The sequence below is a fragment of the Patescibacteria group bacterium genome (assembly GCA_024654625.1).
GTDB lineage: Bacteria > Patescibacteriota > Minisyncoccia.
On record JANLHB010000016.1, the window covers coordinates 61,602 to 85,951 of the forward strand.

Here is a 24,350-nt window from a genome sequence, read left to right on the forward strand (position 1 = left end):
TATGGTAATTCTTCCACATTTAATATGATTTTTAAAGGTATTAAAACTGAGGCTGACATAGAAAAATTAAAGAGATTTATTGCCAAAGATAAGTCTCTCTATAAGCGTGTCTTAAAGATAAAAAATAAGATTACTTTTAGGTCCAATAAGTATATTTATAAGACTAAGCCTTTGCCTGTAAATGCAGAGATTCTGGCTCTATATAAAGATATGGTGGAGAAGGGGGAAGAGAAAATATCTAAGGATGTGGAATTACTGTTGCGGAAGATAAAGACAAAGAGTAATTCGGGCATAGTCTCCGTGTCTCTTCTGACAAAGCCATTTGCTTGCCCCGGTAAGTGTGTTTATTGTCCTACGGAGAAACAGATGCCCAAAAGCTATCTTGCTAAAGAGCCTGCCGCCAGTCGCGCCTTGAGAAATAATTTTGACCCGTACAAGCAAGTCACTACGAGGCTTCGCGCCTTGGAGACGAATGGCCATCCAGTCGACAAGATAGAAGTTATTGTGATAGGCGGGACATGGAGTTATTACCCTGAAAAGTATCAGAAAGAATTTATATCAGAGATTTTTAGAGCTTGTAATAATTATAAAAGAAAAGAACATATTAAGAAAAATGCCAAATCGCTTGATAGCTTGCAAAAATTAAACGAAAAAGCAAAGTGCAGAGTCATTGGATTGTCTGTAGAGACAAGACCGGATTATATAAGCTTAAGTGAGATAAAAAAGATGAGGCGTCTTGGTGTGACAAAAGTAGAAATAGGCGTCCAGAATCTTGACGATGATGTGATGTCAAAAAATGCGAGGGGAATTTCAAAAGAAAGAATTGCCGAGGCAACGGCCCTCCTTCGCTTGGCAGGGTTAAAGATTGTTTATCATATGATGCCCAATCTATACACAAGCACTTACAAAAAAGACGTAGGGATGTTTAAAGAGCTTTTTTCTAACTCTCTCTTTTATCCGGATATGTTGAAAATATATCCGTGTGTTGTTCTTAAAAATAGCAGTTTGTATAAATTGTGGCAGAAAGGTGAATTCAAGTCTTACGGTGATAAAAAGCTTGCGAAATTATTGATAGAAGTTAAAAAAGGTATCCCTAAATTTGTAAGATTGATTCGAGTTATCCGCGATATTCCGGCTGAATATATTGTGGCCGGAAGCAAGATTTCAAACTTGAGACAGCTTCTCGAAGCTGACCAGATAGAAAATAATTGGAAGTGCAAGTGCATCAGATGCAGAGAGATAAGAGAAGCGGATTTTGATTTAAATGAATTAATTCTTGAAAAGGAAGAGTATGAAACTTCTGTCGGTAAGGAAGTGTTTTTAAGCTGGGAGAAAAAATCAACTGATAAAATAGCCGCATTCGCGCGTTTATTTTTGCCTTCAGCGTTTGATAAAAGTGAGACGCTTCCTGTTGTCCGTGGATGCGCTATCATAAGGGAACTTCATACGTATGGCAGGCTTGTGCCTGTGGCGGAAAAGGGATTGCAGAGCCAGCACCGTGGGCTGGGCAGTTCTCTTATTAATGAGGCTGAAAAGATGTCTAAGGAGGCCGGTTATAAGAAGATAGCCATAATCTCAGGCATTGGAGTCAGGGATTATTATCGGAAATTAGGATATCGGCTTGCCGATGGATATATGGTAAAATCATTAATATGAAGCTTCTATTTATAACTCAAAAAGTTGATAAGAGTGACGATCTCTTGGGTATCTATCATGAGTGGATTAAAAAACTAGCTTCGGAGTTTGAATTTGTTCACGTCATCTGTCTTTATAAAGGAGAATATGATTTGCCTTTTAATGTAAAAGTTCATTCTCTTGGGAAGGAGGAATATTTTCGGAAAAGGTGCGACCTTGGAGGAGGAGCTTGCGACGGAAAAAGATCGTTCCTTGAGGAGAAAATATTTTCGCGCGTTAAATATGTCGTTCGCTTCTATAAATATACTTGGCTCTTAAGAAAGGAATATGACAGTGTGTTTGTCCATATGAACCCGGAGTATCTTATATTGGCCGGTCCCATATGGAGGCTCTTGGGTAAAAAAGTTGTGTTATGGTATGCGCACTTTCTTGATAGTCTGAAGTTGAGAATAGCTGTTTTCTTTATTAATAAAGTTGTAACTTCCGTAAAAGAGGCATTTCCTTTCAACACAAGAAAGCTTGTTGTCCTGCAACAGGGTATAGATATACATAGATTTACTCCTAAAGAATCTGGTATCTCTGAGGATGGTAAGATAGATATACTTTTTGTCGGCAGAATAAGCCCTGTAAAAAATCTAGATACACTTATTAAGGCGTTTGGTCTCTTGATAAAAAAGCATCATAATTTGCATCTTAATATTATTGGTGGTCCTACTGAAAAAGATATGGATTATTTCCAGAAAATTAAGAATATGGTAAGTGAGCTTGAGATTGAGAAAAATGTTTCGTTCCTGGGGAAAGTACCTAATGATAAAACGCCGGAGATATATAATGATAATGATATTTTTGTTAATCTTACAAAAACTGGAAGTTTTGACAAGACGACTCTTGAGGCCATGGCTTCCGGTCTTGTGGTTTTAGTTTCAAATAGCGCTTTTGATAATATATTTAGCGCAGATTTGAGGGAGAAGCTGATGTTTAAAGAGCGAGATACTATTGACCTTGTGTCTAAAATTGAAAATCTGATAAATATCCCTAAAGAAGATATATCGATTATAAAGAAAAATATGAGGGATATTATCGTGAAAAAACATAGTTTAGAAAGTCTAATGGAAAAATTATCTTATGTTCTTAAAGAATAAAGTCAGAAAATTAATTTATTCTTTACTGAATATTTTATTACATTTAAGAAGACCGGAGAGAGTAGCTATCTTGATGTATCACTCAGTGGGAGATAGCGACCTTCTTTTTAATGTTTCGCCGGAAAATTTCTTAAGGCAGATTAATTATTTGAAAAATAGGAATTATCAAGTATTGAAGCTTACGGAGGTTATAGATAAAATAAATAGCAAAGAAAGGATTGAGCCGAAAACTGTTGTCATAACTTTTGATGACGGTTATAAAGATAATTATCAAAATGTTTTTCCTGTATTGAGTGAAAATAATTTTCCAGCCACTATTTTTATCCCGACTTCTTATATAGGAAGTAAGTTTAACGGTTTGGATGTTTTAGACTGGAAAGAGATTAAAGAGATGGCGAGTTCCGGCCTTATTGATTTTGGGTTTCATTCACATACTCACCCTCATAAGATGTCTGATATAAGTATTGATAATTTTTCTTTAGAGATTAGTGAGGCAAAAAAGATTCTTGAAAAAAATCTTTTTAGATTTGTTTCTGTTTTTGCGTATCCTAGAGGAAGCTACAATGATAGACAGGTTGAATTGTTAAAAAGAGAAGGTTTCGCCGGCGCTGTAACGGTAGAGGAGGGACTAGTAGGAAAAAATGATGACTCAATGAGACTTAAGAGGAATTTTATCCATAATAAATGCAGTTTTGCCGAGTTTAAGGGCAAATTAGGCTTAAGCGTTGTATGGTTTAATTTTATTAAACATCTTATATGAAGAAAAATACAAAGATAAAAATAATACTATTTTCTATCGCGGTTATTGCTAATTTATTGATGTTTTTTTATCTTTATTCTTCACGTGGTCAAGATTTCTTTAATCCGTTAACACAGGGAACCGACCAGGCTGAATACGGGCGGATTGCTATTAACTTAGTAGAGCGCCGTTCTTTTTCTGTAGCTGAATTAGATCCATATATTCCTAACCCGGCGCGGACGCCTATTTTTCCATTATTTTTAAGTCTTAGTTATCTTCTCACTGGCGGCTTTATATTGGCAATATTGCTTAACATTCTTATAAGCGCCATTACAGCTATTATCGTCTTTGATATAGCTTTCTTGGCAGCCAAACGTCCTAATATCGCTTTTTTGTCAGGACTCATTTTTGCCTTGCTTCCATATAAAATTTATCTTTCAAATTTGATAATGGCTGATATTTTCTTTATGTTTTTTTTCAGTCTTTTTGCATTATCCTTTCTTAAGATTATTGAAGATGAAGAGGGTTTTAATTTTAAAAATGCTACTTTGGCCGGTAGCTTACTTGGCCTTTCTGTACTCGTACGCCCGATAACTCAATTTTTTATAGTGATACCTGTCTTTATTACACTATTATTTTTTAAAAAAGATTTTAAGAAAAGAATCGCAGTTTCCGTTTTATTGGTTGTATCGTTTGTTCTTGTTTTAACCCCTTGGCTTTTAAGAAATGAAATTCATTTTGGAGAACCATTTTTATCATCAGTCGGCAGGTATCATATGTATGTGAGCTATCTGGCGCCTTGGCAAGCGTATAAAGAAAAGGTATCAAGAGACGAGAAGCATAGAGAGGTTTTAGAATATATTGAGGGTCAATATGGCAATGACGCGATGTATAATATAGAGGCCTCAACAGAGCTCTCAAAGATAGCCAAGAAAGAGATATTGAGAAATCCTTTGAGCTATCTTTTTTTTCACCTTTCATCAGTACCTATTTATTTTCTGAATAATGATTTTATGCTTACAGCCAGAGAAGCATTTAACGCAAAGCTCCCAGACGTATATATAGCACAAAAGATTTTCTCTCTTGATTTTAAGGGGTTACGGCAGGCTATCTTTAGTTCGGGGATATTTTTTACCGCATTTTTTCTTATCAGTTATCTTGTTGTCGCCATTAAGTCCGGGCTTGGAGTTCTTTGGGTATTTTATTATTTAAAACGCAGTCTTTATATAAACACTTTTGTTATATTATCCATCTTGTATTTCCCTTTGCTCATCGGCTTTGAGGGGCATGCTAGATTTAGGATACCTATTGAACCCTTCCTTATAATTTTTTCCGTACTGGCTATTTTTGACATATGGAAGTTTATGAAAGAAAAATTTTTTAAACCGCAAAATGAAAATTTCTAACGGAAAACTTAAAATTTTCTATATTGCTAATGCGCGTATCCCCACGGAAAAGGCGCATGGTATACAGATAATGAAGATGTGTGAAGCGTTTGCCACCAAGGGGGCAGACGTTACTCTAGTATTGCCTAAGAGGCGTAACCCGATCAAGCAAGACCCTTTCTCTTATTATGAGGTTAAGCCGATTTTTAAGATTAAGAAACTACCTTCTTTGGATTTGCTTTTTATTGATAGTCCGGTCACTTTTATATTGAGTGCATTGGTCTTCTCAATATCTGTTTTTGGTTTTCTTTTTTTTAGAAAAAAAGATTATGTTGTCTATACGCGAGGAGAGATTATTTTATTTTTAAGCAAGTTTTTATCTAGGCGTTTGTTTTGGGAGACACACATTAAACCCTCAAATATAGATAGATACAAGAAAGCTGTTAGAAAGATTGGTGGTGTTATTGTAGTCACGAAGTATTATAGAGATATATTGATAAAGGAATTTAATGTATTGCCTGAAAAGTTATTATATTTTCCCGATAGTGTTGACTTAGATATTTTTGATATAGATATAGACAAAGGAGAAGCGCGGAGGAGATTAAATTTACCGATAGATAAGAAAATAATCGTCTATACGGGGAGCCTTCTTAAGTGGAAAGGAATTGAAACTTTAATAGAGTCTGCTAATTTTTTAGATGATGATAATTTGCTATATATAGTCGGAGATCTAAAAAAAGATGATAGTTATTATTTGCCTCTCGTTAAATCTTCTCCTAATATCAAGTTTGTCGGCTTAAAGCCTTATGGTAAAATTCCTTTATGGCTTAAGGCGTCTGATGTTCTAGTCCTCACGGGCACAGAAAAGAACGAGATTTCAAAATATTATACGTCGCCTTTAAAACTTTTTGAATATATGGCATCAGGTAAGCCTATTATCGCTCCGAGATTGCCTTCTTTCTTGGATATTCTTAACGAGAACAATTCCTTCCTAGTCGATTCGGATGATCCAAGGAAGTTGGCGGATCGTATAAAATTTGTTTTAGCAAACGAAGCTCAGGTTCAAGGTATCACAGAAAAAGCGTATAATGATTCAAAAAATTATTCTTGGAATAAAAGAAGCGAATCAATTAAGAATTTTATTGAAAATAGATTAATGCTATGAAAATAGGGATAATTTTACATCCGTATGGAGAAGGGAAGCCGGCCGGCTTAGGTCGTTATATCTTAGAACTGACAAAATCTCTTATTGAAAATGATAAAGATAACGAGTATATAGTTTATCTTAAGGAGAAGCCTAAGATAATGCCGGAATTTATTACTTCAAATTGGAGGGTTGAAGTTTTAGGCTTGGGCAGATTTTGGAGAGAGATAGGGTTTTTCTTTGCGCCAAAGGCGGATATTTATATATTTAACACTCCGGTAATGCCGATCTTTTTTCGGTCTAAGAAATCTATTGTAATCGCTCTTGATTTTGCTTATCTTTATTTTAAGCCGGATGGAATCAAAGAAAGAATTAATAATTTCTTATTATATAAGATGAATAGTTTTGCTTTGAAGCGAGCGGATAAAATAGTTTCTATATCAGAAGCGACAAAAAAAGATATTATCAAATTGTTTAATATTCTTGATAAAAAAATAGAAGTGATATATCCCGGCTTTAGTAAAATATGCGCTTTTCCGTCAGAGGAGATTGCTGTTCCTTTAAATTTCTTTCTTTATGTTGGAGTGATCAAAGAAAGGAAAAATCTTCTAAATATCATAAAAGGTTTTTATGAATTTAAGAAAGAGAATAAGTCTGATATTAAGCTTGTTGTAGCCGGCAAAGGGAGTGGCGCTTATTATGAAGAAGCATTGTCTTTTGTTGAGGAGGATGATTTAAAAGAAGAAGTGGTCTTCTTGGGATTTGTTAATGACAATCAGTTGTCTTTCCTATACAAGAACGCCAGAGCCTTTATCTTTCCTAGTTTGATTGAAGGTTTCGGTATGCCCGTACTTGAGGCGATGGACTGTGGCCTGCCGGTTGTCACTTCAAGGGAGAGCTCTCTTTCTGAAGTGGCTGGCGGCGCGGCGCTCTTAGTTGACCCGAAAGACCCAAAAGAGATATCAAGAGTTATGGAGAGGGTAGCTTTTGATGATAAGCTAAGAGATGATTTGATAGAGATGGGAGATAGAAGGGTGATTGATTTCTCATGGAAGAAATGCGCTAGCCAGTTTATAGTATTACTTAATAAAATATGAATTCCATAATAAGAAAACATTTTTTGTTTATAATTCTTATTGCTGTTCTTGCTATCTATCTTGGATATATGGCGACTCTTGAGAATACTTGGGACGGCTGGGCTTTTGGTTCGGCTCAAACGCTTTTAAGTTCAGAACATTGGTTAAAAGATGGATTTATTTTTAATAAATTCCTTTTTTTGCCTATGGGTTATTCAAAAGTAGTTAAGTATCTTGACGAACCGGAATTGAGGCATCTTGCAAGAGGACTCCACGAGGGTCAGGCTATATTGATAGATCAAAGATCTCATTATACTCATTACCCGCCTGGTTATCTTTTGCCATATGCGACTTTGATGAAAATAGGATTTTCCGAGAGATATTGGTTTAGATTTTTGTCGTTATTTTTTTCATTTACAGCGCTTGTTTTTATGTACTGGTTTTTTAATTTAATTTCAAATCGTATCGTGGCATTTTTTGCTGTTTCTTATTATGCGGTATCCACAATGTTTCTTGGATTTGCTGATTCTTTGGCTAATCAGCCGATTGATGATTTTCTGCGATTTAGCATTATGCTTTTGAGCCTTTTTGCCGTAAAGGCGCGTGATAATACTGAGAAATATAGATTGTATAACATTTTTATCTGGATAATTTATTTTATCTTGGCGATTTCTTCTTATGATTCCACTTTTTTTATTTTCATCTGGCTTGTGGGACTTGATCTCGTAATGACTAAGAAAATTTTATGGAAGAGATGGCTAATCTTTGTCTTAGCGCCTATTGCGGCATTTACTCTTCAGTTTTTGCAAAACTGGTGGTATCTTGGATATCCCGATGTCTGGCTTGATGCAAAAGGTATTTTTTTTAAAAGATCTTTAGTTGGTCCAGGAAATAATTTTTTTGAAAAGCATATAAGGTCCATGTTATCGCCTTTGGCTTATATTACGGGTCTTAGGGTAAGAGTGATTTTGCCAATTATAGCGATAGTGATAGTTATAATTTCAATCTTTATTAAGAAAATTGTTGATAATAGACAAAATCTATTTAATTTAAAGCTACTTGCAGTTTTGGCTTTAGCCGGCGCTTCTTATCCTTTTATTTTTACCACTCCGGGGTATTTCGATTACAGCGGCAGACAATTTGCGCCATTTATAGGATTGATGATTGGATTATCAATTTTTCTATTGATTAAAACATTATCTAAAGAAAATAGCGGAAAGTCCTTCAGTTTTAATAAGTGGAATATAAAATTTATAATCACATTTTTTCTTCTGTCTATATTTGTTGGATTTATATTTTTTATTCAATTACGCAGGACATACGGATATGTTTTTAATCGGAATATAGATTCCAGTTATAAGCAATTTATCTATAGGGTAGATTATGATATAATTGATTTTTATAGAATCCTAAGGTCTTTATCTTCGAATGACAGTATAATATTTTACATTACACATAAGGAGGGAGAATATTTTACAAGTAATCCTATTTCTATTAGAGAATATTATGCTGAAGGGCTTATTCTAGATTCTTTGAAGTATGAAGATGTAATTAATAATTATTTACTTTTGAAGCAATACTCAGAAGAGTTTTTTGATTCTATTATTGTATCGACAGAAAGAGAGCCACTGGAAAAAATTTTAAAAGCCTTATCCATGGATGTGGATGGCATTTCTGAAATAAAATTGATTAAGAGCAGGTATGTTATGGTGATTAAAGAAAAATTATGAAAAGACATTCATTTTTTGTTATATTATGTTTGATTTTAGTCATTTATCTTGGAATCAAGACATTGTCTGATGATGGTTGGGGCGGGTGGCTTGAGGGGATAGGTGACGCAGCAACTCTTCTTTCTTCCAAACATTGGTCGGAAGACGGTTTTATCTATAGTAAGTTTCTTTTTCTGCCGATGGGTTACTCAAAGACTGTGAAATATTTTGATGAGCCAGAAATGAGGCAGCATGCTCGCGGCACGGTGACTGGCGGAATGATAGGGAGGCGCCTTTATTATACTCATTATCCGAGTGGCTATCTTATTCCATATGCATTATTGATGAAAGCTGGATTTGTAGAACGGCATTGGTTTAGATTATTAGCTTTGTTTTTTTCTTTTGGCTCGCTAATTCTAATGTATTGGTTTTTTAATTTAATTGCCACAAGATCCGTCGCTTTTTTTGCCGCTTTTTATTATGGTATTTCAACTATGTTTCTGGATTTTGCTGATTCTTTGGCTAATCAGCCTGTCGATGATTTATTTAGGTTTAGCATTTTAGTTTTAAGTGTTTTAGCTGTTAAATCGATTGATAATTTAAAAAAGTATGAGATATATAATGTATTTATATGGTTTTTATATTTTGCTCTTGCCAGCTCTTCGTATGATTCCACATTTTTTATTTTTGTCTGGCTGGTTGGGTTGGATCTTATAACTGTAAGAAAGTTTTTATGGAAAAAATGGCTTATCTTTACATTAGCACCGGTTGCCGCTTTTGGTTTGCAGATAATCCAGAATTGGTGGTATCTAAGGAGTTGGAAAGATGTTTTCCTTGACATATCTGGCACTTCGTCTGCAAGGGTGCAGACTAGTAATATTTTAAGCCATATAAAACAAGTTTTTTTTACTTTTAATTTGGCATCAGGCTTAAAAACAGTGACCATCACTTTAATGGTTATAATTCTTTTGACCCTTCTTTATATATTTAGAGGAAAAATTAGTCAGCTCTACAAAAATTATATCAATGATAGCTTTAAATTATCCCTATTCCAAATTATGATAATACTTTTTTTGGCTGGGGCTTTATATCCTTTTGTGCTAGCTGGAACGGGGGGTTTTTCTTATCAAGGTCGTCAAGTCATGCCTTTTCTGGCTTTATTGATAGGAGTTAGTACTGTTCTGGCTATTAGATTGTTTAAAATTAAGGAAAAAACAAGGATTTTTCCTCAAATTATTTTGATTTTTACTTTGATATTTCTATGGGGATGGCAGATATACAGAACAACTCAATATATATATGCCTGGCCTAATAATAAACCAGATGCTCGTATTATTGAAATTGGCGACTATTTAGAATCATCAAGAACAGGGGATTCGGTAGTTTTTTATTTAGGAGACAGATTGCCTTTGACTTTATTAACAGAATATTATTTAAATATGCCATTTTTGTTTTTTAAGGATGAATCTAGCTTGGTCAGGGATTTTCTTTGGCTTAAAGAGCATTCTGAATATTCTTTTGACACATTTATTATTTCAGATAGAAAAGGAATCAGCGATAATCTGCATAAATTATTATTGAAAGAGAGCGTTAATGAGACAGTAAGGATAAAATTTATCGCAGGGGAATATCTTTTTAAATTATCATTTTAATGTTATTATATGATTTATGTCTTACTATAAAAGCAACGACAGCCAGAAGGAATTTTTTAATCAGATTATAGATACATACAGAATAGGAAATGAGGCAAACATAGACCTCTTGCTTAATTTAAGGAATGCAGTATCTGAGTTCATTGAGGGTGATATTTTGGATATTGGTAATGGAGGATTAATAAATTTTGATATTGATAAAGCTAAATCAGTGATTTTAGCTGATATTGTTTTGGACCCAATAAAGAATCCAAAAATAATTAAAGGTAGATCCATTGTAGAGCTGGACGAAGACCATAAGAAACTTTTTAATTTCGTAGAAGCGGATGTTTTAAAAATGCCTTTTGCCGATAAAAGTTTTGATAGAGTTCTGATGTTTAATGTAGCTCATCATCTTTCGGTGGAATCTTCTAAGGATTCTGTTTTAAATATTAACTATGCCATAGATGGCATTAAGAGGATTTTGCGCGATGATGGTATTTTTTTGATATGGGAGACTTGCCCATCTTTTCCGATTAAATTGGCTCAAGATGCGGGCTATAATTTATTATTTTGGATATTAAAAAAATTTAACAGGCCCTTGCCTTATTTTTTGGCCAGAAAAAATATAAAAAAATTACTGGAGAAAAAGGGATTTAATTTGATTTTAGTTAAAGAGATAGAATGGGGAGACAAAGTTTATTCACCTATATTTCCAAAGATCCTTGCTCCTAGATGGCTGTGGAATAAAATTTTGAGGACTTATTTATTTGTGGCTAAGAAAAATTAGATTTTTCATGAAGTTTTTTTATTCTCATAAATGGTTTATTTTTTTATTCATATTTTTGGTAATATTTTTAAGTTTGAAAGCTATACCGAAAGATTCCTGGGACGATTGGGGTTTTGGTTCGGCGCAGACGATGATGAGTTCTCGTCACTGGGTTAAAGATGGTTTTATCCACAGTAAATTCCTTTTTTTGCCTATGGGTTATTCAAAGTCGGTGCGTTATTTAGATGGAACGGATATGAGGCATCTTACTCGCGGTACCATGACAGGCAAACTTATAGGCAGTAGACTTTATTATACTCATTATCCTGCCGGTTATCTTTTGCCATATGCGACTTTGATGAAGATTGGATTCTCTGAAAGGTTTTGGTTTAGATTTTTGGCAATACTCATTTCGCTTGCAGGGATTTCTTTAATGTATGCAGGTTTCTCTCTCATCTCCACGCGGATGATAGCCTTTCTGGCAACTCTGTATTATGCCGGCTCAACGATGTTTCTAGGAATAGCGGATTCGCTGGCTAATCAGCCAATAGACGATTTATTTAGATTTTCAATCCTATTTTTAAGCGTGTGGATATATAAAATTTCTGACGACAAGAAGAAGAGACTTTATAATATATTCATCTGGTTTTTATATTTTGCTCTTGCCGGTTCATCTTACGATTCCACTTTTTTCGTGTTCGTTTGGCTTGTGGGGCTTGATCTCGTAATGACTAAGAAAATTTTGTGGAAGAAATGGCTTATTTTTGCCACAGCTCCGGTTATGGCATTTTTAGTTCAGCTTTTGCAAAATCTCTGGTATCTGGGTGTTCATGACGCTTTGCTTGATATCTATGGATCGTTTAGAGCTCGCGCGAATACCGGCCCAGGGACAAATGTATTTGAAAAACATATTCGCGCTATATTTTCACCTTGGGTTTATATGACTGACTTACGCGCGCGATTTATCATTCCGATTATTGTTGTTTTGTTTTCTATATTCGTGTTTCTCAAAAGACATGCCCTTAAAAATCTATATAATTTTCCAAAGAATGAAATTCTAGTTCTTTTGGCGATTTCCGGCTTCGCTTATCCTTTTATTCTTGTTTCTTCGGGTTATTTCCCGTATCAAGCAAGGCAGGCGGCGCTTTTTATATCATTACTACTTGCATCCGCAACAGTTCTTATCTTCCTCATAGCTAAAGATATTAAAACTTTTCGCGCTTTTAAATCTGATTTTCAAATTAAAAGAGCCATGGCTCTTTTAATTTTAGTAATTTTAGTCAGTTTGTTATGGTTTAAGCAGGCAGACAGGACATACGCGTATATCAAACAATGGCCGAATAATGTTGTTGATGAGAAGATTATAAAATTCGGGCAAGATATGAGGGATGTGACTCACGGTCGTGATAGTGTGATTTTTAGAATGGAGAAGACGAGTTCATATCGTTATCCTCAAGCAGATCCGTTTTTGGAATATTATGCCGGCATGCCGATATTATCTTTTAAAGATACTAAAGATTTGGCGGATGATTTAATAAAATTAAAGAATCGTTCAGTTTATTCTTTTTTACCGATTATTATTGCTGATGATAAAGAAATAAGAAGTATAAAAGAATTTATATCCGGTAATAATTATGGCGAGGTTTATATTAAATAAGAGGTATTTATTTCTTATTATTGTTCTGCTTTTCGGAGCTTTTTATATTTTTAATTTCGTATTTTCTTATAAAGATATTTCTTTTGCTTCAGGTGGCACTCAGGAAGATTTTATACTTGAATATAATGCGGGAAAGAATTTTTCAATAAAAGGTTTTGGAAAATTGTTTTTTCTTCCTGATTATTCTACTGATTTTAAAACGGACAGCCAACCTGTATTTTATACTCACAATCCGTCTTTACCGTCAGTTCTTCAGGGTTTTTTGATAGAATTAAGTTTTGATGTTTTTCAGTCAAGAGTATTCTACGCGATAATTTCCTTGGTCGGGATTGCTTTTTTATATCTGTTTATCAGCGCAATAGCATCAGTGCCTGCTGCTGTTTTTACTTCTTTGTTTTTGGTTCTAAATTTCAGCGGATTTTTAAGTTTAGCGGATCATAGTCAGTACTCTTTAAGCTTTCCTATTTTGTTCGGCTATTTGTGGTTAAGATACACTGATATACCAAAAAAATATTTGATTATATCGTCTTTATTCTTTGTTGCTGTTTTTGCTAATTTTATGCTTGCGGCATTTATGCTTATTTTGGAAGTTTTGCTCGGAATTTTTGAGAAGAACATGAAGTTATCTTTTCTAGCTTTTTTGGCTGTTATTGGGGGAAGCGTTATTCATATTATTCAGAATATGATAGCCCTCACGCCTTTTGTAGCTTTTCAGGATATATGGCTTACTATACAAAATAGGTTTTTTAGCATTCCTTCCAGAATGGAGCTTCTGGGTTTTTATCAGGCTAATGACATTGTTCTTTGGGGGTCTAATGCATCTCCACCTTTGAGTAATTATTTATCTGGCACTATACCTTTTTATTTGTTCAAAATACCATTAACAATAGGAATAATTTTTACTTCTCTTTTTTATATTTTTAGACAAGGTATTATCTATAAAAATATAAAATTTATAACCCCTTTATTTTTTTCTGTTTTTATATGGCAGACTATATTTCTTCCAACAATAGGAAATCATCCCTTGTTTTTTCACGCCTTTATGGTTATTTTTCTAGGTTTGGTTCTTGGTGATTTGTTTCGCGTCCTTATTGAAAATATAGACACTAATAATGATTTTATAATATTGATTAAGGAAATCTTATTTAAAATTATAATTTTTGTCGCTATGATTCTTATTGTTTTGGAATACTTTACATGGGCAGCCGGCATAAGCCAAGATGAAAGGCTTCCTGTCATATTGGCGACTCTGGAGAATTATCAAGATAAGACTTTTTTTACTAATATTACGCCAAATACCGTATCATTTAAAACAGGCGCTTGGTCCGTGGGTTTTTGTCTTCCAGATGGTCTTATAGATATAGATGCTTCAAATTGTTATTCTAAGTTTTCAGGACTTAGTAATGAAAAATTGATACCGGATTATATACTTTTATCATCTTATGCTTATGCTTTTGAATGTTCGCGCGAATGTTTCTTTAGCTTGAAGAATAAGCTGATTGCTAAATATGAATTAGTTGAAGAAATAAATAATGGGGAAGATGTAATATATAAAGTTAAAAAATAATTTTAAGGAACAATCAATATCTTTTTATCTTTAATAATTATGGACTGGACCCGGCCATTATCATCTTTTGGAGATTTTGTATATATTAGGTCAATTAAGGTTTTTGTTTTTGCTTCAGTCGGCAATATTATTAGAGCTGAAAAAGGATATTCAGATATTTGTTTCAGGTAAGTGAAGTCGCGAACCAAATCCTCTTTGTCATCAAAGTATAAAATAGGCATATCGTGGTAATACATATCATAATAACGCGTCATTGTCGGTGTGATTGAGTCGCCGTAATACTCCGGAGGAAACATGGTGAATATTACAGTATCTTCTAAAGCAAACGGCTTAAGAGAATTTTTTAGTTCATACGCAAAATCTATCTTCTCTTGTTCGTATGTGTTATTAGGCCACTGTTTTATATAAGCGAACGTCCTGCTCGTCTGCAGTGACCACATAAAAATACTTAAAGAAATTAAAACAAGAACAAAGATTTTTTGCGAGAGTTGTTTTTTTATAATCCAATAAATCATAAATATAAATATACCTGCTATAAAAGCCGCAAATACTCCCAATATCCGTCCTTTATAAGGATGATTATCTGTCAGTATAAGAGATTGGAAAAAAGCACTTCCTCCTAAGAGTATCGCATACTTGTATATATCGGGTATTGTGCTATTTATATATTTTATTTTTCTTAACTTGAAAAATGCGACTACAATGGTGGCGATAAAGATCAAAGCATAACGCAATCGGAAAGAGAAAGCAAAAGCCTCAGTTATGGGAAATAGTATTCCTTGCAGAAAACGCTGTTTTATAAAATTTTGCCCTGAATTTGAAGCAAGTGGAATAGCATTGAAAGCGCCAAAAAAGTCTGAAAGCATATTGTAGAAGCCTAAATACCATGAGTTTTGGATTACCTGGACACCAAATGCTAAAACAGGCGCGCAGGAGAAGAGAAGCCATTTTTTCCATGGAAAATTCTTGACGATCAGGATATCAAGACCTATGAGCCAGAAAAAGACAAAAAAAGTTGAATCGTAAGAAGATACGGAGAGGACGAAATAAGAGAGCCATGCCCACATGCTATAAGTAAAATATTTTTTGCTATTACTTATGTTTTTGATGGCCAGCACACTAAGAAATAGGATAATAAAACGAAAAAAGTCGTCTATCGGCATATTGGCCAGCGAATCGGCAAAGTCTAAAAAGGGAACGGATATCATGTAAAACAACACAGCGAAAAACGCGATTGCTTTATTGCTGATCAAAATAAAAAATTTATACAGCAAAAACAAGCTTCCCATGGAAATGAGTATCTGAAATAACCTAAACCAAAATCGGTTTTCAAAACCAAGCTCCATTAAAAAGGCGAGAGGAAATAAATAACCTGACGGATAATGCGTATAATATGTTTGTTTTGTGCCTTTGCCCCCGGTAACATCAACCCAGGCATGTTGTTTTAAATTTGGATCATCAAAATAATGCGTTGTTTTTGAATATCCTGCAGGAATAAACAAGAAATAATGATTTGTCCATCCATCATTTACCCAATGTTTGATGCTCATCATCGTCTGGGCTGAGCCAAAACCCCAACCGTCCCAACTATTTTCATGAGTAGCTTTTACGGTTAGGTATATACCAATAATACTGATAAATGTTATTAATAGGTATGTTAAGAAATGTTTTTTCATATTTTGGTTTTTTTTGTTAAGTCGAGCAGGCCTGATATTGCAAACATAATAATAAATGGCGAAGCGGAAAAGCGATAGCGTATCATATCTCCTGCCGCCATATTCCCTATGAGAAGCAGATAAAGTATTATAGACGCAATTAGTATTATATAGGATCTGGTGTTTGTATCTGATTTTTTAAATAAAATAATAGCGCCTAAAACGGACAATAATAAAGTTACTATCCAAAAAATTGTTCCAAATATCATTATTAATGCAGCGATTATTTCTTTTGAATGGAAGTTTGAAATCTTTTTTATATTGAGTTCTAAAATGGCATTTTTTACTTCTTTATGGTAATTGACTTGTCCGCTTGTCCCTTTGATTAGATTTCTTATGGATCCCCACCATGATGAACCAACAGTATCTGTCAGAAGATGCTTGAAGTAAAAAGCGGTGAAGCCTAATGGTTTTGATAAAATTATTTTTGTTGATTTTTTTATGGCCGCGGAGGTCTTGTCTAAGTGGCCTGATTCTTTAAATTTTGGCAAGCCGCTTTCTTTCGGTATTTCTGTCGGTGTATTTTTGAATCCTTTTTGTTCTGCTTTAAATTGCGAGGCGGTTATATAGATACTTGAAGCGTTATCTGAAGAGATTTGCCAAGAATTGAAAGTAATATAATTTCTAAAGGACCACGGTAATAAAAGAATAACATATATAGAGAATATCATACTGAGTTGAATTAATGTTTTCTTTGAAAACATACTGTTTAAGAAATTTAAATTTTCTGTCTTACTGTTAGCGTATATTATAGTGGGCGCAAATATCATCGGCAGTAATAAAGAGGTTGGTCTTATGTATGTTAAAGTTGCAAGTAATAATGCGGCGATAAGTATAAAATATTTTGTATTTTTTATTTCACCTGTGTATTTTATAAAAATACAAACGATTATAAGGAGGAAAAGAATATAAATAGGCTCTGTAAAAAATTGAGATGATATGTCTATAGCGTATAATTCAAAAGCCCATATTAATGATACGGCTATTGACCAAGATTGATTTAGCCATTTTCTTGAAATTAAATACAAAAGAACAGCGCTTATGCCGGCTATAGCGTGCTGGATAAATAAAACGGCCCACCAGTTTTTGAATATACTAAAAATTACAGCTAGAAAAAGAGGATACCCGGGCATTCTTAGGGCCGTAGGGTTAATGCCGTCAAGTGAGAAGGAGAATGATTTGGATAAATTTTCGGCTATCTGAAAGTAATAATCAGTAGTTAATCCTTCGAGCGGAAGATTGTTGGCTATTTTTAAAAGTGTGAAAAAGCTATATACTATAAATACTGAGAGAAATATCAAAAGTTCAGTCTTTCTTGTTTTAAGCGTCATAAATTTTAATAAATAAATTATAAATGAATTATCTATATTTTACAAAGAAATATTGGTTTCCGATTCTAGTGCTTCTCATTATCATCGTCAATGCTTTAATCTTCCTGCCCAAGTATGGCGCGTGGGGTGGACCCACTGATGTGGAATATAACGAGACTGCTATTAACATGGCAAATGGCGACGGCTTTTCTTTGGGTGGAGAGAGAACGATGTTTCGTGAGCCGGCTTATCCTTTCTTTTTGGCTTTGAACTATAGGTTATTTGGGGTTAATTGGACAATAATTAGGATAGAGCAATTTTTATTGCTGTTTCTAATAATTTATCTTACCTATATAATTTCTTATGAGATTTTTGGTGTTTTAACGGCGAGAATCGCCTCCTTGGCAATAGTTGTGTTGCCGATATTTCCTATATATGCCACAGATATTATTTCCGAAATTTTTGCCGCTTTTTTGGTAGTTTTATTTATTTATTTATTTTTAAAAAGTCTAAGCTTCAAAAAGGTGAGACCTTTTTATGTGGAAAAAGGTCTCACCTTTTTGTTATTAAGCGGGTTGGTCTTTGGAATACTGGCTCTTACAAAAAGTATTTTTATTTTTTTACCTGTTTTGATTTTGCCGATCTATTTATTAAAGGACAGAAAATATGGTTTAAAAAATATAGTATTATTCTTTTTTGCTTTTTTAGTTATTGTATCCCCATGGGTTTATAGAAATTATATAAATTTTGGAAATATGGCTATTGCCGATAGAGGGGGGATGCTTATGTATCTTCACTCTATAAAAAGCGAATTTAGCGTCAATAAATTGAAAGATTATGCTGTCGCCTCTTTAACCGGAGAATATATCGTCCGTCTTTATAATCCGGATTTTAATATTGTTGAGGGAGAGGGGATATACCTGATGAATCAGCATAGGGCAGAACTTTTAAATAATGGATTGAATTTCTCCCAAGCTGATGAAGTGATGTCAAAAGAGGCTGAAGTATTATATCTGAAGCATCCTGTTAAAAATTTGTTAATAGGCTTCTTGGAGGTAGCGAAAGTTAATGCGCCTATGGCGCCAAAGTACTCTATAATGTTCGCTTTCCCTGAAGATATCGGCAGTTCACTTTTTGAAAAGGTTATGAAAACGGGAATTGTCTTAATTATAAGGCTATTATGGGCTATTATCTTGCTTATGGCTTTTTGGGGCGCTTATAAGGCTTTAAGAGAAAAAAATATAAAAGCTATAGTGATGTTATTTTTTATAATTTATCTAAATGGTGTAATTTTTTTTCTGCAAGGCGTGCCAAGATTTATTTTTGTAATTTATCCTTTTTATTTTATTTTTTTTGCTTTCAGTATTTCTATTATTTTAAATAAATTTTTTTATGGAAATAAAGAATTATAAATTAAAACTTACAATAGTAGTACCGGCTTTTAACGAAGAAAAGAATCTTGAGTTTACCATAAGAGGACTCATGTACGTTCTAAATGAAAAACGCTTAGAAAATTATGAAATCATTATTTTTGATGACTCTTCATCTGATAGAACAGGAATTATTGCTGATCGGCTTGCCTTAGAAAATAAGGGAATAAAGGTGATTCATAATAAGATAAATATGGGCTTTGGCTACAATTATAAGAAGGGTGTAGAAATGTCAGCCGGAGAGTATGTGATGATTATCCCAGGGGATAATGAAGTAATATCTTCTTCTTTTGGATACTTGATTGATTCAATAGGCAAGGCAGATATAGTCTTAAGCTATATTGATAACGTAAAAGAACGATCTTGGATTCGCAGGATAATTTCATTTTTTTATGTTAAGTTTTTGAATTTTCTTTTTAGTTTGAATATGAAATATTATAACGGGATAAGCATATATCCTGTTTCATTGGTTAAAAAAACTATGCCGACAACTTTTGGTTTTGCCTTTGCGGCGGAGATTGCAATAAGACTTTTAAAGTCAGGGGCGACTTATATTGAGGTTCCAATGTTTATAAGGCCAACTAATAAGACTTCGGCTTTTAGATTGAAAAATATTATAAGTGTTATGAAAACTATAATTATTCTTTTCTGGAGTATTAATATAAAAAAAGAGAGAGCGGAAATTTGACACCCTTTACTTTTCTCATATAAAAGTTAGTATATTTTTGGAAGATAAAATAAAATATTCGGTTCTTTAATTTAAACATAAATAAGGGGGTGTAAAGTGAAGAAAGAAAAAGTCCTTATAATAAAGCCCGGGTATTCCGAGACGCTTGTAAATGACATCGGAACAAAAACAAGCCTTGGTGATGTGCTAAGAAGCACTGTCATATTGCCTTTGTATAAAGATGCTCATGTCACATGGCTAGTAGATGAGAAGGCAGTATCTTTGCTCAAGGGGAATATCTACATCGACAGGATAATGACTTACGATCTCACGAGTATCTTACAGCTTCAGAAGGAGAGGTTTGATACTGTCATAAACCTTGAGAAGGTTGGCGGACTTTGCGCCCTCGCCGATAGTATAAATGGCTGGAGGCGATACGGTTTCAGGTTTGACCCTGAGATCGGAGAAATCAAGGCTTATGACGGTTCTCAGCATGTCGTGGAGCTGTGTTCAAATCTTGACGGGAAACGCTCTAACCAGAAGCTATGGGAAGAGTTTCTCTTTGAGATGGTGGGCGCCAAGTGGGATGGCGAGATGCCTATTCTTGGTTACAAACCGAAATCAAAAGAGATTTTTGACATCGGCTTTAACCACAATGTCGGCGATAAATGGCCAATAAAGGCGTGGCCTAAAGATTACTGGGAAAAATTACAGCAATTTATCGGCGGAAGATTTTCTGTTTCATGGCAACAGGGACTCGGCTCTATAGAAGAGTATATAGAGTGGATAAGTTCTTGCCGTTTTATTATCACTAACGACAGTCTTGGTCTGCACATCGCTCACGCCCTTGATAAAAAGATCATCGCCCTTTTTGGCCCAACTGTTTCAGGTGAAGTGTATGTTAGGAAAGGGATAAAGCTTTTACCTGATCCTAGGCCGGATTGCCTCCCGTGTATGAGCAATATATGCAAGCAAGGAGTGTCTTGCATGTATGACATAAGACCGGAGAGGGTGCTCGCTGAAGTCAACAATCTAATGTCGGGTGGCGAGACTTCTTCGGGCGAAAGTGATATTCAAGAGAAGCGCGGTCTTATCCCTTCTAAGCCGGATTTCAAAGGTATCGGCTATTGATTTATGTCCGATCTTGATGTTCTATCGCCCCTCATCTTTTCTTATAAAAGAAAAGATGAGGGGTTTTTTTCTTGCAAAAATGCGAAATAATGATATCGTTTAAGTGGAAAAAAGAAGGTCTTTAACTTTTAAATATAAATAACAGGAGGGTTAAAATGGAGAAGAAAGTTATGTTGCCGTCAGTAAAGATTCCCGAGCCTTATAATTACATAGCGGTGTTTTTAACACTTGCTTGTAACTTAAAGTGCAGTTACTGCATCAATGACTTTGAGTCAGGATCCAAAAAGAAAGGCGGGGAGCTTTTATCCGGAGATGAGTGGATAACCGGTCTAAAGAGGATTATCTCAAGATCAGACCTGCCTGTAACTCTTCAAGGCGGAGAGCCAAGCTTGCATAAGGATTTTATATACATACTTAATAATATAAAATCCGAATTGCATGTAGATGTTCTTACGAATCTTCAGTTTAACGTTGATGAGTTTATCAAGAAGGTTGACCCGAATCGCGTGAAGAGAGAATCACCTTACGCATCTATACGAGTGAGTTATCACCCTGAGCAGGTGAACCTCGGCTCCTTGGTAAATAAAGTTTTGAAGATGCAGTATGTAGGGTTTCATATAGGTATCTGGGGCGTGATGCATCCTGCTCAGAAGGGGTATATCCTTGACGCCCAGAGACATTGCCTTTATCAGGGAATAGATTTTCGCCTTAAAGAATTTCTCGGTGAGCATAAAGGAAAGATGTACGGGGAATATAAGTATCCTGAAGCTTGCAATAGAGAATCAAAAAAAACGGTTCTTTGTAAGACGACTGAGCTTATCATCGGTCCTGACGGATCGGTATACCGCTGTACAGCTGACCTCTATGAAGGCAGAGAACCGGTAGGGCATATCCTTGATCCGGATTTCAGGATAGAGGATAAATACAGGCCATGTAACTGGTATGGCCATTGCAACCCGTGTGACATAAAAGTGAAGACCAATCGTCATCAAAAGTTTGGTCACACTTCTGTTGATATAATCGGAGCTTAGAGTAACTATTTAACACCAACCCCGCCAGTTTTAAATGGCGGGGTTTTTTTATTGCAAAAACATAGAATAATGGTATGGTTTAAATGGAAAAGGATATATAAACTTGAACTTTAAAATAAAAGGAGGCGTTAATGAAAAGCAATACGGATCTGGACAGCAACCTTATATTAGATGGCCATAAGCTCTGGCTTCCTGAACACAGGGATCGTTTGGAAGCATGGCAGATGGGTGAAAGAATAGTGCCTATCACTATCGATATGGCGCTGACAAGAAGTTGCAACTATAGGTGCGAGTATTGTTACGCCACGCTTCAGGATAATGATATAAAGAAGATGACGCTTGATGTCATCTATCGTTTCCTTGATGATGCATCAGAGATGGGCGTTAAAGCGATAAGCTTTGTCTCAGACGGAGAGAGTACTTGTTCACCTCATCTTTATGATGCCATCTTGCGTGGGCATAACAACGGACTTAGTATGGCTCTTGGCACCGCTGGCTATCTTCTTAAAGACGAGCGGTTGGAAGAGATACTTCCGGCTTTGACATATTTGAGATTCAATATGTCGGCGGGTGTGCCTAGCCGGTATTCCGAGATCCACGGTGTGCCGAAAGACTACTTCAATAAAGTGGTAAACACTGTTATAAAAGCGGTGGATATAAAGAGAAAGAAAAGTCTTGGTGTCACAATCGGACTTCAGATGGTCCTCCTCTCTAAGTATAAGGATCAGATCATACCTTTATCTCACTTGGGAAAAGTGCTCGGTGTAGACTATCTTGTACTGAAGCACTGCTCGGATGACCAGAAGGGTTCACTAGGCGTAGATTTCTCGTCATATCATGAGCCTGATATTATGGCTCTACTTGATTCGGCAGAAGCGCTCTCTAGTGATTCCTATACCGTTAAAGCGAAAAGGTCAAAGATCTTTAGTGACGGTAAAAGATGTTACTCTCGTTGCTATGGTCCGCCGTTTTTCTTACAGTTCTCTGGGAGTGGACTGGTTGCGCCGTGCGGGATGCTTTTCGGCAAAGAGTATAAGAAGTATCACATCGGCAATATCGCCGAGAAGTCGTTTAAGGAGATCTGGCAGAGCGATAGATACTGGGAAGTGCTGAATATTCTCTCTTCAGGCAGGTTTGATGCACAGACTATGTGCGGGTGCCTGTGTATCCAGCATAAGATAAACGAGTTTCTTTGGTCTTTGAAAGAGGGAAATTCGGGTAGGATCATTGAGGAGTGTGACAAAATAGATAGTTTCGGGCTTATCCACCGTAACTTTCTTTAGTTCTTTCGGGTTTATGACCCACGTTTCGCGTTAAGCGGAGCGTGGGTCTTTTTATTGCAAAAATGTGAAATAATGATATGGTTTAAATGGAAAATATAAGATCTTTAACTTTAAACTTTCTAAAATATAAGGGGGTTGCGATGAGTGATAAATATCTTATAGACGGACAGAAGCTTAAGTATCACGAAGAGAGGGTAAAAAGATGGCTTAGTGCGACGACGTGGAAAAATGCGAAAAAGATTTATCCTATCTATCTTGAGATCTCGCCTTTTGGCGCTTGTAATCACCGTTGCGTTTTTTGCGGGGTTAAGACTTTAGGGTATAAGAATAATTTTATCAGGCGAGAAGTGCTTCTTGAGAGAATCAAGGAGATGGGGCGCCTGGGGATAAGAAGCATAATGTATGCTGGAGAAGGCGAGCCTCTTCTTCACTCTAATATCGCAGAGATTGTATCTGCGACTAAAGAGGCGGGGATTGATGCGGCTTTCACCACGAATGGCGTTTTTTTGGAGAAGATATTTCCTATCCTTGGCGACATCTCTTGGGTCAAAGTCAGTATAAATGCCGGCACCGCAGGCACTTATAAAGAGATCCATAAAGCCAAAGAAGGTAATTTTGAGAAAGTCTTAGGAAATATCAGAAAAGCGTTTTGGCTTAAAAAGAATAAGAACTACTCCTGTGTTATCGGCGCGCAAATAGTTGTCCTTCCGGAGAATGAGAACGAGATACTCATTCTCGCGGGCGAGTTGTCAAAAAAGGGTGCCGATTATCTTGTAGTCAAACCGTACTCTTCTCACCCACTTGATAACAATGACGCTATTGATATCAAGAATCTCGGTTATTATGATCCTGGGTTTCTTGTGTCTTTAGAGTGGGTAGAACACCGCGCTTCCTCAAAAAATTTTAAGGTTATCGTCCGTTATAATGCCTTTAGAAGTGTTGCGGATAAAGAAAAATCTTATGATAGGTGTCTTTCAGTTCCTTTTTTCTGGGGATACATTACCGCAAAGGGCGACGTGTATTCTTGCTCTGTCTTCTTTGGAGATGAAAGATTTAAGCTCGGTAATATAAACGAGCAGACTTTTCAGGAGATATGGGAAGGGGAAAAGAGACGACAAAACTGGGAGATGATGAAAGATTTTGATGCCTCAGTGTGCCGTAAGGGGTGCCGAATGGATGCCTGCAATAGATTTCTGTCTTCAGTGAAAGAGCAAGGATTTCCTGTTCTTGTTGACAGAAAGGATATCAAACACATCAACTTTATATAAAGAAAGAGAGACTTCAACCAAACCCGTCTTGCGTCAGGCGGGTTTTTCTTTTGTCTATAAT

Annotated in this window: 19 protein-coding genes; 17 read left to right on the forward strand and 2 right to left on the reverse strand. The window is 35.4% G+C overall.

The window, feature by feature from the left end:
• Nucleotides 1-24: 24 nt before the first annotated feature.
• Genes NUV40_01225 through NUV40_01275 form a run of 11 tightly spaced genes read left to right on the forward strand, consistent with a single transcriptional unit; the run spans nucleotide 25 to nucleotide 14,454 of the window.
• On the forward strand, nucleotides 25-1,656 hold the full coding sequence (locus NUV40_01225; protein ID MCR4342507.1) for a tRNA uridine(34) 5-carboxymethylaminomethyl modification radical SAM/GNAT enzyme Elp3: 1,632 nt from the start codon (nucleotides 25-27) through the stop codon (nucleotides 1,654-1,656).
• Nucleotides 1,653-2,777 (forward strand): glycosyltransferase family 4 protein, encoded by a 1,125-nt coding sequence (locus tag NUV40_01230; protein MCR4342508.1) that lies wholly within the window; start codon nucleotides 1,653-1,655, stop codon nucleotides 2,775-2,777. The genes NUV40_01225 and NUV40_01230 overlap by 4 nt, the downstream gene beginning before the upstream one ends.
• Entirely contained in the window at nucleotides 2,761-3,537 is a 777-nt protein-coding gene (locus tag NUV40_01235; GenBank protein ID MCR4342509.1) for a polysaccharide deacetylase family protein, read from the forward strand. The genes NUV40_01230 and NUV40_01235 overlap by 17 nt, the downstream gene beginning before the upstream one ends.
• Nucleotides 3,534-4,922: a glycosyltransferase family 39 protein gene (locus NUV40_01240; GenBank protein ID MCR4342510.1), complete on the forward strand. Its 1,389-nt coding sequence runs from the start codon at nucleotides 3,534-3,536 to the stop codon at nucleotides 4,920-4,922. The genes NUV40_01235 and NUV40_01240 overlap by 4 nt, the downstream gene beginning before the upstream one ends.
• Nucleotides 4,909-6,066, forward strand: a complete 1,158-nt coding sequence (locus tag NUV40_01245) for a glycosyltransferase family 4 protein (GenBank protein ID MCR4342511.1) — start codon at nucleotides 4,909-4,911, stop codon at nucleotides 6,064-6,066. Before NUV40_01240 ends, NUV40_01245 begins: the two co-directional genes overlap by 14 nt.
• Nucleotides 6,063-7,142 (forward strand): glycosyltransferase family 4 protein, encoded by a 1,080-nt coding sequence (locus NUV40_01250; protein ID MCR4342512.1) that lies wholly within the window; start codon nucleotides 6,063-6,065, stop codon nucleotides 7,140-7,142. The genes NUV40_01245 and NUV40_01250 overlap by 4 nt, the downstream gene beginning before the upstream one ends.
• Complete coding sequence (locus NUV40_01255; GenBank protein ID MCR4342513.1) at nucleotides 7,139-8,851, forward strand: hypothetical protein; 1,713 nt, start codon at nucleotides 7,139-7,141, stop codon at nucleotides 8,849-8,851. Before NUV40_01250 ends, NUV40_01255 begins: the two co-directional genes overlap by 4 nt.
• Nucleotides 8,848-10,482 carry a hypothetical protein gene (locus NUV40_01260; GenBank protein MCR4342514.1) on the forward strand — a complete coding sequence of 545 codons (1,635 nt, stop codon included), beginning with the start codon at nucleotides 8,848-8,850 and terminating at the stop codon, nucleotides 10,480-10,482. The genes NUV40_01255 and NUV40_01260 overlap by 4 nt, the downstream gene beginning before the upstream one ends.
• Before the next feature lie 16 nt (nucleotides 10,483-10,498).
• Complete coding sequence (locus tag NUV40_01265) at nucleotides 10,499-11,251, forward strand: class I SAM-dependent methyltransferase (GenBank protein ID MCR4342515.1); 753 nt, start codon at nucleotides 10,499-10,501, stop codon at nucleotides 11,249-11,251.
• Between the two features lie 7 nt (nucleotides 11,252-11,258).
• Complete coding sequence (locus NUV40_01270) at nucleotides 11,259-12,887, forward strand: hypothetical protein (protein MCR4342516.1); 1,629 nt, start codon at nucleotides 11,259-11,261, stop codon at nucleotides 12,885-12,887.
• Nucleotides 12,865-14,454, forward strand: a complete 1,590-nt coding sequence (locus tag NUV40_01275) for a hypothetical protein (GenBank protein MCR4342517.1) — start codon at nucleotides 12,865-12,867, stop codon at nucleotides 14,452-14,454. The genes NUV40_01270 and NUV40_01275 overlap by 23 nt, the downstream gene beginning before the upstream one ends.
• A 2-nt stretch (nucleotides 14,455-14,456) precedes the next feature.
• Here NUV40_01275 and NUV40_01280 read toward each other — a convergent pair whose 3' ends face one another.
• On the reverse strand, nucleotides 14,457-16,130 hold the full coding sequence (locus tag NUV40_01280) for a hypothetical protein (GenBank protein MCR4342518.1): 1,674 nt from the start codon (nucleotides 16,128-16,130) through the stop codon (nucleotides 14,457-14,459).
• Nucleotides 16,127-17,500: a glycosyltransferase family 39 protein gene (locus NUV40_01285; protein MCR4342519.1), complete on the reverse strand. Its 1,374-nt coding sequence runs from the start codon at nucleotides 17,498-17,500 to the stop codon at nucleotides 16,127-16,129. The genes NUV40_01280 and NUV40_01285 overlap by 4 nt, the downstream gene beginning before the upstream one ends.
• 23 nt (nucleotides 17,501-17,523) lie before the next feature.
• Here NUV40_01285 and NUV40_01290 point away from each other — a divergent pair, with 23 nt between their 5' ends.
• The 6 genes from NUV40_01290 (at nucleotide 17,524) to NUV40_01315 (ending at nucleotide 24,289) form a co-directional block, all read left to right on the forward strand.
• Nucleotides 17,524-18,891, forward strand: coding sequence for a glycosyltransferase family 39 protein (locus tag NUV40_01290; protein MCR4342520.1), 1,368 nt, complete (start codon nucleotides 17,524-17,526; stop codon nucleotides 18,889-18,891).
• A complete protein-coding gene (locus NUV40_01295; protein MCR4342521.1) occupies nucleotides 18,872-19,597 on the forward strand; it encodes a glycosyltransferase family 2 protein in 726 nt (241 codons plus the stop codon). The genes NUV40_01290 and NUV40_01295 overlap by 20 nt, the downstream gene beginning before the upstream one ends.
• Before the next feature lie 96 nt (nucleotides 19,598-19,693).
• Nucleotides 19,694-20,707, forward strand: a complete 1,014-nt coding sequence (locus tag NUV40_01300) for a glycosyltransferase family 9 protein (GenBank protein ID MCR4342522.1) — start codon at nucleotides 19,694-19,696, stop codon at nucleotides 20,705-20,707.
• 155 nt (nucleotides 20,708-20,862) lie between these two features.
• The gene (locus NUV40_01305; protein ID MCR4342523.1) at nucleotides 20,863-21,738 is read left to right on the forward strand and encodes a radical SAM protein; all 876 of its coding nucleotides are present in this window, start codon (nucleotides 20,863-20,865) and stop codon (nucleotides 21,736-21,738) included.
• A gap of 131 nt (nucleotides 21,739-21,869) precedes the next feature.
• The gene (locus NUV40_01310) at nucleotides 21,870-23,021 is read left to right on the forward strand and encodes a radical SAM protein (protein ID MCR4342524.1); all 1,152 of its coding nucleotides are present in this window, start codon (nucleotides 21,870-21,872) and stop codon (nucleotides 23,019-23,021) included.
• A gap of 86 nt (nucleotides 23,022-23,107) precedes the next feature.
• The gene (locus NUV40_01315) at nucleotides 23,108-24,289 is read left to right on the forward strand and encodes a radical SAM protein (GenBank protein MCR4342525.1); all 1,182 of its coding nucleotides are present in this window, start codon (nucleotides 23,108-23,110) and stop codon (nucleotides 24,287-24,289) included.
• The last annotated feature ends 61 nt before the right edge of the window (nucleotides 24,290-24,350 follow it).